Origin of the sequence: Colwellia sp. PAMC 20917 (genome assembly GCF_001767295.1) — a bacterium.
Taxonomy (GTDB): Bacteria; Pseudomonadota; Gammaproteobacteria; order Enterobacterales; family Alteromonadaceae; genus Colwellia_A.
The window spans coordinates 3,602,227-3,618,269 of the sequence record NZ_CP014944.1; the positions used below are offsets into that span (position 1 = coordinate 3,602,227).

The following is a 16,043-nucleotide window of genomic DNA, read 5'->3' on the forward strand; positions in this document are numbered from 1 at the left end:
TGGTTTGAGCGAATCCTTAAAACCGTCAATAACATATTGCCAGCAGAGTTTTGCTGAAATAATTAATCAAGGGCAGCAGTTACTCGCTGCCTTTTCTGATAGCGCAAAACTCGATTGTAAAATCCTACTTGCTTTTGTTTTAAATAAAGAAACAAGTTATTTGTTAACTTGGCCTGACAAAAAGTTAGCAGAGCATGAATTCTACGCTTTTTTAGCTTTGTTTGAGCGCCGTTTGCAAGGCGAGCCTATTGCTTATATTACACAAGAACGTGAATTCTGGTCACTGCCTTTTTACGTATCACCAGCAACCTTAATTCCTCGTCCAGATACAGAGTTACTGGTCGAACATATTTTAGCGCGCCATCTAGCAAGTGATTTATCGTGCTTGGATCTCGGTACGGGTACCGGAGCTATTGCTCTGTCGCTTGCTTCAGAACAAAAACAGTGGCAAGTTCACGGCATTGATTTTAGTGACGCTGCGATTAGTTTAGCTAAAAAAAATGCTCAACGGCTACAGTTACCACAGGTAGAGCTTTATCAAAGTGATTGGTTCTCTAATGTAGCCGCAGATAAAAAGTTTAATATTATCGTTAGCAACCCCCCTTATATCGATGAAGCCGATCAGCATTTAATTGCAGGCGATGTCAGGTTTGAACCGCTATCTGCTCTGGTTGCTCGGGATAATGGTTTTGCAGATATCAAACGTATTGCCAAAGACGCACAAGGTTATTTAACCAATAATGGTGCACTCTATTTTGAACATGGCTTTGAACAAGCGGCTGGCGTTAGCGATATATTAAAGCAATTGGGTTATCAGTCGATTGAAACATTTAAAGATTACGGCGGAAATGACCGAGTTACTTGCTGTATTTATGTACAACAAGAAGAATAAAGATAAATATAAGGTTTTTGCATGAAACATTTACATATGACTCTGGCGGCAATAAGCATTATATTGTTCACCTACCGGTTTGCATTAACCTTGATGAATTCAGCACAATTAGATAAAAAATGGTTGAAAATCAGCCCTCATATCCTTGACACTTTTTTATTACTATTAGGTATTGGTCTGGCTGTCAAGTTAGCGATAAATCCAATAGAATATTTATGGCTAGGCGAAAAGATACTTGCCATTATTTTCTATATTTTTACCGGCTATTACACGTTGAAGTTAGCTCGTAACCGAATGATGCAAGTGATAGGTTATTTAGTAGCTATGGGCTGGATTATGTTAGTGGTGCGAATAGCGACAACAAAACAAACGATATTTTTATAATAAATATACCCTGAAATAAGCAATAACTATAAATAGAGTCAGCAATTAAAAATTACAGCATGAATGAATTATTATTTTCCGAGCTCAATGATGACGATAAATCACTTATTGAAGCTTTTGTACTTATTGAAGAAGTTGTTTTTGGTGATAGTGACTTTGAGCCAACAAACCTTAGTCAAATAGTCGAACAATGTTCAGAATTAATTTCTGATACAGAAGAGTATCTTGAAAAAGCTGAGCAATTAATCAACGAACTTTTCATTGGGCAACTTTTTATTGATAATCAACGTGATTTTTGGCCCGTTAGTGCTCATAAGTTACAAAGTGGACTCGATTTTAAATTAATGGCCCCAGCGCTAAAAAGTATAGTGCTTTGCCATATATTTCGTCTTTGTGGTTTTGAAGCTGATGTGGTGTACGTACCAAAGAAAAATATGATTCGCGTCGTCTGTGATGATGTTTATGCGATTGTTTTTGATCCCATTACTGGAGAGTCTTTAAATTGGCAGGAGCTTGATTTATGTATGGATGAACTTGATGGCGATCCACAAAGCGACCAAATTGAAGATATTTCAAGGTTAAGCTTAATTGTTAAGCACGTTAGCTCATTGAAAAATGCTTTGATCCGCGAAGGGCAGTTTGCTCAAGCATTAAAGTGTGTTGATATATTAATAGCGTTACGCCCAGAAGATCCGTTTGAGCGTCGCGACCGAGGTTTTTTGTTGCATCAACTCGATTGTTTTAAAGTCGCTTACGATGATTACCAATATTTTGTCGATAAATGTCCAAAAGATCCTGCTGCGCAATTATTAAAAATGCAATTGGACAAAATCACTATAGCTGATACGGTATTACATTAATAAGCCTTAGAAATAAGGCTGTAGTTTACAAATAAAACCAATAAATCAAATAAAAATAACAAGGTTAATCAATGGAAGATCAAATTATCAACAATACACCTTTTATCACGAATGACGCCACGGTTATGGGGTTACTCGCACTAATACTTGGATTCGTTTTTTATACTTCAAATAGTGAACACCCCGCATTTAAGAAGTTCTATAAATACGTGCCAGCATTACTTATGTGCTACCTATTACCCTCTTTGCTAAACACTTTTGGCATTGTTAGTGCAGAATTGAGTCAAGTAGACGAAGTCGCCAAGTATTATTTATTGCCGGCTTGTTTGGTTTTACTCACTTTGAGCATCGACATAAAAGCAATTGTTGGTCTTGGTAATAAAGCGATTATTATGTTTTTAACCGGCACGGTTGGTGTGGTTATTGGCGGCCCAATTGCGCTCTTAGTTATTTCTGCTATTTGGCCTGAATTACTTGGTGTAACTGGTCCTGAAGCTGTTTGGCGTGGTATGGCTGCGCTTGCGGGTAGTTGGATTGGTGGCGGCGCAAATATGTTGGCGATGAAAGAAATTTATGGCGCTGATGGCAAAATATTCACCATTATGGTGACTGTTGATATTGTTGTAGCCAACTTGTGGATGGCGGTATTACTTTATTTAGCAGCAAACCATAAGCGTATTGATGCGAAGAGTGGCGCTGACACTTCAGCAATTGATAGATTAATTGATAAAGTAGAGTCTGCTCAACGTGAAAATATCAAGTTGCCGTTACTAAAAGACTTTATGATGATTATAGCGGTAGGTTTTGGCGCTGCTGGTTTAGCACATTTTGCCGCTGACTTTTTAGTCCCTTATTTTCAGACAAACTTTCCTGAATTAGAAAAATTTAGCTTACATTCAAAACTATTCTGGATAATCGTCTTAGTGACTACGATAGGATTGGCATTGTCGTTTACTAAAGTAAGAAAACTTGAAGCCGTAGGAGCTTCGAAAGTTGGTAGTAGCTTATTATATGTATTAGTCGCGACAATAGGTTTGCATATGGATGTTACTCAAATTGTTGAGTCACCGAAATACATAGCCATTGGAGTTATCTGGATGTTAGTCCACGTTGCTTTACTGCTTATTGTTGGCAAAATGATTAAAGCACCGATCTTCTATCTAGCTGTTGGCAGTAAAGCCAATATCGGTGGTGCTGCTTCTGCGCCCGTTATCGCATCAGCATTTCATCCTTCTTTAGCGCCGGTTGGTGTACTACTGGCGGTGTTAGGTTATGCTTTAGGTACTTATATGGCTTGGTTATGTGGCCAGTTATTAAGAATTATTGGTAGCTAATCGTTTGTTAGCTCCAGACTTTATTTTGGAAAAATTATGACAATAACTTCAATTAAATTGACTAAATACGATATTGAAATCGCTAACGATAAACCGTTTGTTTTATTTGGTGGTATGAATGTATTAGAGTCACGTGATTTAGCGATGAGCATTGCAGAGCACTACGTAGAAGTGGCACAAAAGCTCAATATTCCTTACGTATTCAAAGCATCTTTTGATAAAGCGAACCGTTCGTCTGTTCATTCATACCGAGGACCAGGTTTAGAGGAAGGTCTGAGAATATTTGAAGAAATAAAGTCGACCTTCAACGTACCTATCATTACCGACGTGCATGAAATACATCAAGCGCAACCTGTAGCCGAGGTGGTTGATATTATTCAATTACCGGCATTTTTAGCGCGCCAAACAGACCTAGTGGTTGCTATGGCAAAAACCAATGCGATTATTAATGTTAAAAAGCCACAGTTCTTAGCAGCACATGAAATGCGTCATATTATTAATAAATTCGCCGAAGCAGGCAATGAGCAAGTTATTCTTTGCGAGCGCGGGAGTTGTTATGGTTACAATAATCTTGTTGTTGATATGCTAGCGATGGATGAAATGAAAGATTATGCGCCAGTCATTTTCGATGCCACTCATGCTTTACAGCAGCCGGGTGGCCGAGCTGATTCTGCAGGTGGTCGTCGTGCTAAAGCTGCACAATTAGCGCGTAGCGGTATGGCATTAGGTTTAGCGGGTTTATTTATAGAATCACACCCTGACCCTGATAACGCTAAATGCGATGGCCCTTGTGCGTTGCCGCTTGATAAACTTGAGCCCTATTTACAGCAAATGAAATCAATTGACGATTTAGTTAAATCATTTGAGCCATTATTGACTGATTAGTAACAATAAAAGCGGCGTTAAAACACAAAAACCTGAGTAGCTACTCAGGTTTTTTTTATAGCTGATATAGTATCTTGCTTAGTCATCTTAGTCGCATTGTTTTGATAGCAGTTATTCGGGGTAATGCTGAGCACAAGTATGGAAAAATGCTAATTGTGCTGAAATCACTTAGGGTGACTCTAATCTGGCTCTTTTGATTTAGTTTGGTAGGTGAGTAAGTAGAGCAGTATGACAATACCGACGACTGGCGCTAAGCTAATGAGCTGCCACCAAATACTTAGCCCAGCATCACGCGGCGTCGAGTACATGCAGCGACCCACGGCAGTAAAACCAGTAATGAGGCAATTTGCACTGGCAGCGGACTAGCAAAAGCCTCGGCGAGCAATTTAGCGAAGGCGAGTAACATAGTTATGGCGAGCGCGAGCCACCAAAAATCTGCGCGTGAAGTCATACCACTAAATTCTAGGCCTTTTATTATACCTTCGTGAATTGATGCGAGGGCAGATTGGCTGGGTTTATCGGTGTTTAGCAGTAAACTCCCTACAGGCACTTCAAATACGGCGGCAAGCGCTCGCAAAGACTCTGTCGATACCTTAGCACCAGATTCAAGGCGCTGGATTGTTCGAAGGTTTAAGGAGCTTAGTGTAGCGAGTTGCTCTTGTGACCAATACCTGGCAAGGCGCAGCTCCCTGAGTTTTACACTATTAATGTCCATTGATTTTCCTTGTACTGACGTGTAAAGATTCTTCGCTATGATAATTCCACATTGTATTATACGTGACGACAAGGCGGTGACATCACCTCGACATGGAGCCGACTTTAAGCTGTCGGTATCAACTTTAACTATTTTTCTGTCGAAAACCAGCTTCAGTTTAACGTGATACTCTACTAGAAATTAGTATTATTTAACGTGAATATTAGCACCAGCGCTCGGTTTATTAGCTTTGTAATATTGCAAATAGGCATCGTAAACATCAGTTGATAAGGTGAACTCTGTAAAAATTTGATGGTATTTATATGGGCGCTTGAAATATTATTATTGCTTAGCAAGGTATGAAAAGTATTAATGCTTTGGGTATTTAAAACATAAAAAGGTGCTTTTAAGCACCTTTTTTATTTACTCTTGTGTCTTGAAATTGCTAATCGCCACTTTGATTTTTTTCTAGGTCTTGAAAATCAATATTCTCAATTTTACTTCCTGCATTTTCATCATAAAAAATATCTTCGTCAAACTGATTTTCTGATTTAGCAACAACAATTGAGACCATGCTGTCACCCGTGACATTAACGGCAGTTCGTGTCATATCAAGTAAACGGTCAACACCTATAATTAAACCTATGCCTTCTACAGGTAAACCTACTTGGTCTAGAACCATGGCTAGCATAATTAAACCTACGCCTGGAACACCAGCTGTGCCAATTGAAGCTAAGGTCGCGGTAAGTATTACCATTAAATATTGACTAAATGTTAAATCAACATTAAACACTTGCGCAATAAATACAGTCGCTACACCTTGCATTATAGCCGTGCCATCCATATTAATGGTCGCACCTAGAGGTACAGTAAACGAAGCGATTGAATTTTTAACACCCATTTTTTTGGTAACAGTTTCAAGTGTTACCGGGATGGTTGCATTACTGCTGGCTGTTGAAAATGCAAAGATAACGGTATCACGCATTTTTTTCAAAAAAGTAATTGGGTTTAAACCAGTCATTACTTTTAAGATAGTAGAATAAGTTACCGTAGCATGTAAAATCAGTGCAAAGAAAACGACTAAGAAGTAAACAATTAGGTTACCGAATACCTTAAGTGACATATCAGTGAATAAACTTGCTAATAAACAAAATACACCATAAGGAGCAAGGTTCATTAATATAGTTACCAAGCGCATAATAACGGTACTCATGTCTTCAAATAAACTAGCAATACGTTCGCCGGCTTTACCTGAAAGCGCTATAGCAATACCAAATAACAAGGCAAATATAATGACTTGTAGCATATTACCTTTTGCAAAAGCTTCAAACGGATTACTCGGAAACATTTGAATAAACACTTGCGCTAAAGAAGGCGCTTCACGACTAGTGAACGTTGTGTCAGAGGCCATATTGACCCCTTCGCCAGGGCTTATTAATAACGCTAAAAACATCGCAAAGCTAATCGCTATTGCTGTTGTAATTAAATAGAGTGAAATGGCTTTACCGCCAATACGTCCAAGTTTTGTGGTATCTTTTAAGGAACAAGTCCCACAAATAAGCGATACAAAAACCAGTGGTACTACCAACATTTTTAAACTTGAAATGAAAATTTGTCCAATGACTTCAAAAATTCCGTCAACCAAAAATGATCGTAATGAAAGTTCAAAGAAATAGAGCGGGATAACAAAGTCTGATTTGTCTGGCATAAGAAATTGTAAGGATACGCCTACCGCGATGCCAGCAAGCATGCCAGTAACGATTCTAGCGGTTAAACTAGCTTTTTTTTTATCAGTCATAAAGAAATGCAACGTTATTTTTTATTATAAATTATGAATAGTAGATTAACAGGTAATTCATTGATAAAAAAGCTATTGATTAAAAAGCAACTATAGCGCTATTTTTAATGAAATTTTTAGAATATAAGTTACTATTAATAAATATGTAGTTAAAAATTAAGGGATACTTGCATGGCACTTTTTCAACGATTGGGTTTTTGGCTTTTATTTTTCGCGCTCAGCGGTTGTGGAGGCAGTGGAGAAGGGGGCTTATCTAGAGTGGAAACTCCTGTTGCAGGTGGTTCTGTTGCCAGTACTATTTCACTCAATATTTCCGATAGTACGGTTACCGGTGCTGCGCCGGTAACCGTTACAGCAACAGTAATGCAAGGCAGTGCTCCAGTTTCCAACAGGGCGGTAACCTTCGCAACAAATTTAGGAGCTTTCTCGCCATCTTCTGGTTCCGCTTTAACAAATGAAGATGGTATCGCCACGATTACCCTCACAGCAGGTAGTGTTCGTGGTGCTGGTGAAATATCCGCTTCTCTTTCTTCTGGTGAGATCTCGTTAGTACCACTAGGCTTTAAAACTCAAGGCGATGATATAGGTGTTGTCGGTGATATTAATATCAATGTCACTCTCATAGATGGTGATAGTAATGCCACTGACACGGTAACGTCATCCAAACCGGCACGAATAATTGCGACAATTGATGGCATTAGTGCTCCTTTGATTGTTACTTTTAGTTCTACTGTTGGTGATATACCTATCCCTTCAGCTATCACAAATGCAAATAATCAAGCAATTGTTGATATCTATGCGGGTGAAAACTTAGGTGCGGGAACTATTACAGCATCCATTACCAGTGGAGAATCTGGTCAAACAATTTTTGTTGTTGGCTCTTCAACTGTCATTATGGGAGCAGGTAGTCCATTTATAGAAGGTGTTGCTGATGTCAGTTTAACGAATATATCTGCTGGCGGAACGAGTGTTATTTCAGTATCAATTGTTGATGATCAAGGTAATCTATTTACTGAACCTGTGGATGTTAATTTTTCATCTGGGTGTACGGCACAATTAACCGCTACGCTAAGTACACCGATCACAACCTCTAATGGTGCGGCGACAAGTACTTATCTAGCACAAGGGTGTGTAGGCGATGACACGATTAATGTCACCGCTAATGCTGGGGGCATTAATTTATCAGCAACAGCATCTGTTAGCGTTTTAGCCGCTGACATTGGTAGCATTGAGTATGTGTCTGCATCGCCAGAGCATATTGGCATCGTAGGAGCAGGTATTGTTGGAGGCTCTGAAAGCTCAACGGTGATGTTCAAAGTAAAAGATACCGATGGCAACCCCTACAATAATCGTCGAGTGAATTTTTCCTTGAATACTAATGTGGGTGGTATAAATTTAAGTCAGAATTTTGCCACCACTAACGACCAAGGTTTAGTACAAACAGTTGTTAATTCGGGCTCTGTTGCAACGACAGTTCGCGTTACAGCATCTACAGAATCATTAGGTGGCACTTTTGTCTTTACTCAATCTAGTCAACTCGTCGTTTCAACAGGTTTACCGGACCAAGATAGTTTTAGTTTGGCCCGAGGGGTCGCAAATCCTGAAGCTTGGGGCATTGATGGTGTAGAAGTACCTGTTGTTGTTCGTATGGCTGATGCATTTAATAATCCAGTACCAGATGGAACCGCTGTTAACTTTACCACTGAAGGTGGTTCGGTTGGTTCCTCATGTACAACAACTAATGGTGTATGTTCGGTTATGTGGACCAGTCAAAACCCTCGTCCAGCGGGACAAGTATTAAGCCGTAGTTTTTGTACAGTGGCTGAAAATGATGATCCAGCGATCTTTTGTGCTCGTCAACCTTTGTCAAATGGTAATAATTATCTTGGGCAGGAATATGGCGGAAGAGTGACAATATTAGCAACTGCTATTGGTGAAGAGTCATTTCCTGATAAAAATAGTAATGGTCGCTTTGATGAGAGTGAGTACACTTTGTTTCAAGGAAAAGATGTTGGCGATAGACTTTACGATCTAAAAGAAGCCTTTGTTGACCATAATGAAGACAATTTATACAATCCAGTAGAAGTGAGCACTCAAGCTGGTGGCGAGTTAGAAGAGTTTGTTGACTTTAATAGCAATGGAGTTTTCGATATAGAAAACAGTGTCTATAATGGTATTTTATGTGGTTTAAATGACATAACGAATCCAGGTACTGAGGTAGCCAATCAATATTGTGCTAATCCAGATGATGAACCTGATCCGACCAAAAAAGCGCAAAAAGTTTCAACCAATGTACGTGGCTCTACCGTTATTATTATGTCAGGTACATCACCGTATATAACTGTTACAGCAACAAACGATGCCGTTGTCGATACGTCACCAAACTATGACCGAAACGATATTTCTCTCTATATTGCTGGCGAAAGTACCGGAACAGTCAGTGTTGTTATCGCTGATTTACATAACCAACCTATGCCGGCTGGTACTATTGTGTCATTTGTAGCTAGTGTTGGATCTGTCGTCGGTACCCCTAGTTATACATGGCCAGGGGATTCTAGTAATGGCGGCAGCCAATTTAGTGTTGCGATTAAAGGTGAGGCGGAACCAACCAGTGGACCATTAGAAATAAAAGTTGAAACCCCTGGTGGTGTAACAACTGTATTTAGTGGTGTTAGTATTATTATTCAATAATAATTAACTGTTCCACCTATAAAAAAAACCGCTTGTTAAGCGGTTTTTTATTTTTGTCTATCGATTACAGATAAAACTAAAAATTTACTTAGCCATCTCGGCTATTAAAAAGGCAGAGATCTCTGCGCCAGCCGCTAACGTTTTATCACGACTCTCTTTTCCTAAACCTGTGCTGTCAGTAAAAGGAGCAATTTCCATCATATCGGCACCGGTAATACGGTATTTTGCTGCTAAAGCGCGAAGTATATCCATCGCTTCATTTTGAAATAAACCATCTGGCTCTGGTGTGCCTGTGGCAGCAGCGACAGTTTCATCAAGTGCATCAATATCAAAGCTTACATACAATTCATCAATGTTTTCATCTTTTAATTGCGCTAAAATATTTTCAATGATTTTTTCAACGCCCAGCTCTTTCACTTCATGAGCCCAATGTTGTCTTACACCAAAAGTATTTTCCCAATGCGACTTAGGACGACCGCTCGAGCGAATACCTACTTGAATCAAATGATGTTTTTCATGTAAATCATCTAAAATATGCGTACACCAAGAGCCAAAGCATAAATCAATGCCAAGGCGTTCAACCAATAAATCCGTGTGAGCATCAAAATGAATAATAGCTGCACGAATGCCGCGCTTTTTCTTTGCTTGCAAGTAAGCTTTTGTTAACGGGTAGCTTACTGAGTGATCACCACCAATGCCGAAAATACCTTTTTGTGGGAACTCAGCATAAAAGTCGTGTAATACATCTTCAGTAATGGTTAATGGGCTAACAGCATAAGGGCTGTTTTCATCTTTATAAAGGGCTTTTCTACAGTTAGAAAGCGTTGCTTCATTTAAATATTTATCATGAAGTAAATGTGGAATAACGCGAACATCTCCCATATCAAATGCTTCAAGCTCAGGGTATTGTTCAAGTAAAGTTGAACGGACAAATAATGGCCCCCAATTTGCTCCACGTAAAATTCCGCCACCACAATCAGAGGCAACACCTAAAATAACGGCATTTGACGCATCAGGAAGCCCTTTTAATGACTCTTTCCAAATATTATCAATGTCTGTCGATTGACCGAACAAGGCTTGATGCAATTGCTCTTTACGCTCTTTAGCGGTATTGACGGTAAAAACACCGTTACCTGCTGGGCATAAACAGTTGGTTAGTTTTTCCTGTAAGTTAGTCCATGATGTTGTCATATATTTGTACTCTTGTTATTTATCCGAATAATTTACATTGATAGTAAGCATTAAATGAATATTGTTTTACACGGTGATATAGGTTTTTGACTGGCAACAATTGAATTTAAGATAGAATTAAATTATCGTTGGCAGGAAAGTTTTTATAATAGTCATACCGAAATATTGACGCCATTATAACGAAAATAGCTCAATTAGGCGATGTTATTAAAAATAATAACTTGTCAGCTTGCTTATTTACCGATATATCTAATAGGAATTCTAATTTCAATGATTTATGGTTTTTTTGTGCTAAAAATGAGTTGCTCGGCTAATTTTTAGACAGTTCTGACCGAAATGTAATTATACTGGCAAAAAAAATAGCCAGTGACGTAGGAAAGTATATATATATGGCAAAATCTCTGGTTATTGTCGAATCACCAGCCAAAGCGAAGACAATTAACAAATATCTTGGTAAAGACTTTATTGTGAAATCTAGTGTCGGTCATGTACGTGATCTTCCTCACAGTAGTACTGGTAAAAAAGTTGCCGCGAAATCTCCTGCTGAAGTCAGAAAAATGGCACCTGCAGCGAAAGCTAAATATAAAGCTAAACGAGATAAGCAAGCACTTGTTAACCGCATGGGTATTGATCCTGAAAACGATTGGGAAGCAAATTATCAAATACTCGAAGGCAAAGAAAAAGTTGTTGCTGAACTAATCAAACTTGCCGGTTCAGCCGACACTGTCTATCTCGCAACCGATTTGGATCGCGAGGGAGAAGCGATTGCCTGGCACTTAAAAGAAATTATTGGCGGCGATGAAAGCAAATTTAAACGTGTTGTCTTTAATGAAATAACTGAAAATGCTATCCAGCAAGCCTTCTCTACACCCGGCGAATTAAGTATGCCTGGTGTGAATGCTCAACAAGCAAGACGTTTTCTTGACCGTGTTGTTGGCTTTATGGTTAGCCCATTATTGTGGAAAAAAGTTGCCCGTGGTTTATCTGCCGGTCGCGTACAGTCGGTAGCTGTTAAATTAGTTGTTGAAAAAGAACGTGAGATTAAAGCGTTTGACCCGAAAGAATTTTGGGAAATTACCGCTGACACAAAAACCGCTTCTGGTTTAGATTTTCCATTAGATGTTACCCACGAAAATGGTAAAGCATTTAAGCCGACCAACGAAAAAGATGCGAAAACAGCATTATCAAGCTTAGAAAAGTCAGCCTATACCGTAAATAAACGTGATGATAAACCGTCAAAAAGTACCCCCTCTGCTCCTTTTATTACGTCGACACTGCAACAGGCAGCAAGTACTAAATTAGGTTTTGGCGTAAAGCGTACTATGGGTTTAGCTCAGCGTTTATACGAAGCAGGTCATATCACTTATATGCGTACCGATTCAACCAATCTAAGTAAAGATGCGGTTGAAATGTGTCGTGGTTATATTGCTAAAAACTTTGGTGAAAATTATTTACCTGAAAAAGCAAAAGTTTACAGCAGTAAGTCGGGTGCACAAGAGGCCCATGAAGCGATTCGCCCATCAAATGTTAAAATAGAATCTGCATTTATGGAAGGCATTGAAGCCGATGCTAAGAAGCTTTACGACCTAATTTGGCGACAGTTTGTTGCTTGTCAAATGACAGCTGCGCGCTATACCGTTAGTACCATTACTGTTGGTGCTTCAGGCTTTGATTTAAAGGCCAAAGGTCGCGTCATGCAATTTGACGGTTGGACAAGAGTCCATCCGCAATTATCAAAAGGTGATGACAAGCATTTACCTGATTTATCTGTTGGTGAAGTATTAACCCTAGAGCAGTTAAATCCAGCGCAACACTTTACTAAACCACCAGCTCGTTTTGGTGAAGCATCACTAGTAAAAGAATTAGAAAAGCGTTCAATTGGTCGCCCATCAACGTATGCGTCAATTATTTCTACTATTCAAGACCGTGGTTACGCTCGCTTAGATAAAAAACGTTTTTACGCCGAGAAAATGGGCGAAATTGTTACTGACAGTTTATCTGAAAGTTTTAAAGACTTAATGAATTATGATTTTACCGCCAACATGGAGCAAGAGCTTGATGAAGTGGCTGAGGGTAAAGCTAATTGGAAAGATGTCCTTAACGGTTTCTATAAAAATTTCACTAAACAGTTAAGCCAAGCTGATATGCCTACTGAAGAAGGTGGCATGCGTAATAATGAACCGGTATTAACAGATATTGATTGTCCGACCTGTGGCCGAAAAATGGGTATTCGTACTGCTTCTACTGGCGTCTTCTTAGGTTGTTCTGGTTACGCTTTACCGCCAAAAGAACGCTGTACGCAAACGATGAACCTTACTTCTGGCGAAGAAGCGGTCAGTGTATTAGTGGAAGACCAAGAAACTGATGCATTACGTGCCATGCGACGCTGTGATAAATGTAGTACTGCGATGGACAGTTATTTAATTGACGAAACGCGTAAGCTACATGTTTGTGGTAATAACCCTGTTTGTGATGGTATTGAAGTTGAGACCGGCGAGTTTAAAATAAAAGGTTACGATGGTCCCATTTTAGAATGTGATCGTTGTGAGGCTGAAATGGAGCTTAAGTCAGGCCGTTTTGGTAAATATTTTGATTGTACCAATGCAGAATGTAAAAATACACGTAAGTTACTAGCAAGTGGTGAAGCGGCTCCTCCAAAAGAAGATCCTGTGCAACTACCTGAATTACTTTGTGAAAAATCAGAAGCACACTTTGTCTTACGTGATGGCGCCGCGGGTATTTTCTTGGCAGCGAACACTTTTCCGCGCTCAAGAGAAACACGTGCACCTAAAGTTGAAGAGCTACAGCGTTTTAGAGACAGAATATCGAGTAAATTTTATTATTTAGCCGATGCTCCTATTAAGGATCCTGACGGAAACTTAGCCGTTGTGCGCTATAGTCGTAAAACCAAAGAACAGTATGTAATGACTGAACTTGCACCTGAAGCCGATGGCGCAAAACCTAAAGCAACGGGCTGGAATGCAAAGTATGTTGAGGGTAAATGGGTTGAAGAAGCAAAGAAAAAAGTAAAACCCAAAGCCAAAGCTAAAGCAAAGCCAAAAGCTAAGGCAAAACCAAAAGCTGAATAATACCTTTAGCTTAAAATAAAAAAAGCGCTGTGTAGCGCTTTTTTTATGTTCATGATGAAGGGTATTAAAAAAGTGCCCTCATTAGATAACAAAAGCGTGACCAGCAATTAGCTAGTTAGTTTGACGATTAAGAGAAATATATTAAATGCTATATCTGGCGATTATTTTTTTAAGTGCTTTTTTATTATTCCAAGTACAACCCCTTATTGCTAAATTGATTTTGCCATATTTTGGCGGTGGTTCAGCCGTCTGGACTGCATGTTTATTATTTTTTCAAGCTTTTCTATTATTAGGATATTTTTACGCTCACTGTTTAACACAAGTTAAATCTGTCAAAAAACAATTAATTATTCACTCGGTCTTTCTGCTTGTCAGTGTGTTATTTCTTCCTATTGGCATTCAAGATTGGGCTGATATTTCACAGACAAGTTCGCCACTTCAAAATATCCTACTGTTATTAACCGTATCGATAGGGTTACCTTATTTTATTTTGTCGTCAACGGGTCCGTTAATACAGCGATGGTTAACTTATATCGAAATAGGAAAACTCCCTTATCAATTGTATTCATTATCCAATGTAGGTTCTTTGCTGGCGTTAATCAGTTTTCCTTTTCTATTTGAACCGCTGCTAACAACAACTCAACAATCAAACTATTGGACGTTCGGGTATGGTTGTTATGCGTTACTACTGGTAACGTTATTATTGAAAATGTCAAAGTTAAGTTTTACTTCTGTTGAGCAAAGTACCCAGCAAGCGTTGGATAAAAGCGTCATAACAACCACATTGTTGGATAAGATTTTATGGATAGCATTAGCCATGGTTGGTGTTGTTTTATTAGTGGCGTCTACCAATGCGATGACACAAAATATTCCCCCTGTGCCTTTTTTATGGATAGTGCCGCTGTGTTTATACCTACTGACTTTTATTATTAGTTTTCATAGCTCAAAGTGGTATGTCAGAGAATATTGGTTTGCGCTATTTGTACTCACGGCCTGTTTAGCTTTGTTGATGTACTTTATTGGCTCTCAACTCGATATTATTTCGCAAGTTGTTATTTACGCTTGTATATTATTTAGTGCATGTATGATTTGTCATGGGGAATTAGCACGTTTAAAACCGCAAGTTCAGCATTTGACTTTGTTTTACTTGTTTATGTCACTGGGGGGCTTTTTAGGTAGTGCCTTTGTTGCTTTTATTGCGCAAAATATCTTTGATCAATTCTTAGAATTTCCTTTAGCTATTATGAGTGTCTTTGTTCTTTTAGCTTTGAGTATTTATTCACAAAGAAATACGGCAATAAAAACACAAACTTGGTTAGTGGCAACTAATCTTATTTTAGCCGTCAGTTTTACCGTGGGATTATTTTATCTTAATACGCTTTTTGTTAAGACTAATGTGGCAAGTGAACGCAATTTTTACGGTATTTTAAGTGTTAAAGATGTAGAAATTAATAATAAAGTGCAACGTCGTTTGATTGATGGAACAACATCACACGGCACGCAATCCCTAGAAAAAGGCAATGAAAAAAAGCCATTAAGCTACTATAGAAAAAATACCGGTGTTGCTCTTACTCTTGAACAACTGACCAAGCAAAGAGTACAAGAGGGGAGTGTTCAAAATATAAATGCCGGATTTGTTGGCTTGGGCGCAGGTACCTTAGCTGCTTATGGTAATAAAACTGACCACTATATATTTTATGAATTAAATCCTGCGGTTATTTTTGCCGCTAATAACTATTTTAGTTACTTAAAAGATTCTGCGGCCAACATTGAAGTGGTTTTAGGTGATGGTCGGGTTAGCTTAACGCAACAATTTGAACATTCTGGGAGTCAACAGTTTGATGCCTTAGTCATTGACGCCTTCTCGGGTGATTCCATTCCACAGCACTTATTAACAAAAGAAGCATTGCTGCTTTATTTTAAGCACCTAAAAAAGGATGGCGTATTAGCGATACACATTTCTAATTCACACCTGAATTTAATACCGTTAGTACGTGGTTTAGCCGATGTATTAGATACAAAAATTGTTTATGTAGAAACGCTAGCCGATAAAGAAAATGAACATAATGTTCAGTGGGTGCTAGTAACAAATAATGAGTTTTTTCTGAATGATGCGCGCATTAAAATATACGCGAGTGCCTGGCCAATGCCAAATATTGGCGAAAAGAGTCGTATAATATGGACCGATGATCACAGTGATTTATTATCAGTACTCAAGTAATTAG

General features: G+C 38.8%; 11 protein-coding genes. 8 read left to right on the plus strand and 3 right to left on the minus strand.

Going from position 1 to position 16,043, the window contains the following annotated elements:
• Positions 1-4 precede the first annotated feature (4 nt).
• The 5 genes from prmC (at position 5) to kdsA (ending at position 4,355) form a co-directional block, all read left to right on the plus strand.
• Entirely contained in the window at positions 5-892 is an 888-nt protein-coding gene (gene prmC / locus A3Q34_RS15460; protein WP_220467874.1) for a peptide chain release factor N(5)-glutamine methyltransferase, read from the plus strand.
• A 21-nt stretch (positions 893-913) separates the two neighbouring features.
• The gene (locus A3Q34_RS15465; RefSeq protein ID WP_070376161.1) at positions 914-1,276 is read left to right on the plus strand and encodes a SirB2 family protein; all 363 of its coding nucleotides are present in this window, start codon (positions 914-916) and stop codon (positions 1,274-1,276) included.
• A gap of 59 nt (positions 1,277-1,335) precedes the next feature.
• Positions 1,336-2,136, plus strand: coding sequence for a SirB1 family protein (locus A3Q34_RS15470; RefSeq protein ID WP_070376162.1), 801 nt, complete (start codon positions 1,336-1,338; stop codon positions 2,134-2,136).
• 71 nt (positions 2,137-2,207) lie between these two features.
• Complete coding sequence (locus tag A3Q34_RS15475; protein WP_070376163.1) at positions 2,208-3,470, plus strand: DUF819 family protein; 1,263 nt, start codon at positions 2,208-2,210, stop codon at positions 3,468-3,470.
• Between the two features lie 36 nt (positions 3,471-3,506).
• The gene (gene kdsA, locus A3Q34_RS15480; RefSeq protein WP_070376164.1) at positions 3,507-4,355 is read left to right on the plus strand and encodes a 3-deoxy-8-phosphooctulonate synthase; all 849 of its coding nucleotides are present in this window, start codon (positions 3,507-3,509) and stop codon (positions 4,353-4,355) included.
• Positions 4,356-4,632: 277 nt separating this feature from the next.
• Here kdsA and A3Q34_RS15485 read toward each other — a convergent pair whose 3' ends face one another.
• Positions 4,633-5,070 carry a helix-turn-helix domain-containing protein gene (locus tag A3Q34_RS15485; protein ID WP_070376165.1) on the minus strand — a complete coding sequence of 146 codons (438 nt, stop codon included), beginning with the start codon at positions 5,068-5,070 and terminating at the stop codon, positions 4,633-4,635.
• Positions 5,071-5,494: 424 nt separating this feature from the next.
• Complete coding sequence (locus tag A3Q34_RS15490; protein ID WP_070376166.1) at positions 5,495-6,847, minus strand: dicarboxylate/amino acid:cation symporter; 1,353 nt, start codon at positions 6,845-6,847, stop codon at positions 5,495-5,497.
• 171 nt (positions 6,848-7,018) lie between these two features.
• Between A3Q34_RS15490 and A3Q34_RS15495 the strand changes: the two genes are divergently transcribed.
• On the plus strand, positions 7,019-9,538 hold the full coding sequence (locus A3Q34_RS15495) for a hypothetical protein (protein ID WP_070376167.1): 2,520 nt from the start codon (positions 7,019-7,021) through the stop codon (positions 9,536-9,538).
• Between the two features lie 84 nt (positions 9,539-9,622).
• Here the strand turns inward: A3Q34_RS15495 and A3Q34_RS15500 are convergent, their stop codons facing one another.
• Positions 9,623-10,729, minus strand: a complete 1,107-nt coding sequence (locus A3Q34_RS15500; protein WP_070376168.1) for an arginase family protein — start codon at positions 10,727-10,729, stop codon at positions 9,623-9,625.
• Positions 10,730-11,118: 389 nt separating this feature from the next.
• Between A3Q34_RS15500 and topA the strand changes: the two genes are divergently transcribed.
• A complete protein-coding gene (gene topA, locus A3Q34_RS15505; RefSeq protein ID WP_070376169.1) occupies positions 11,119-13,818 on the plus strand; it encodes a type I DNA topoisomerase in 2,700 nt (899 codons plus the stop codon).
• Between the two features lie 145 nt (positions 13,819-13,963).
• Complete coding sequence (locus A3Q34_RS15510; RefSeq protein ID WP_070376170.1) at positions 13,964-16,039, plus strand: spermidine synthase; 2,076 nt, start codon at positions 13,964-13,966, stop codon at positions 16,037-16,039.
• Positions 16,040-16,043: the final 4 nt, after the last annotated feature.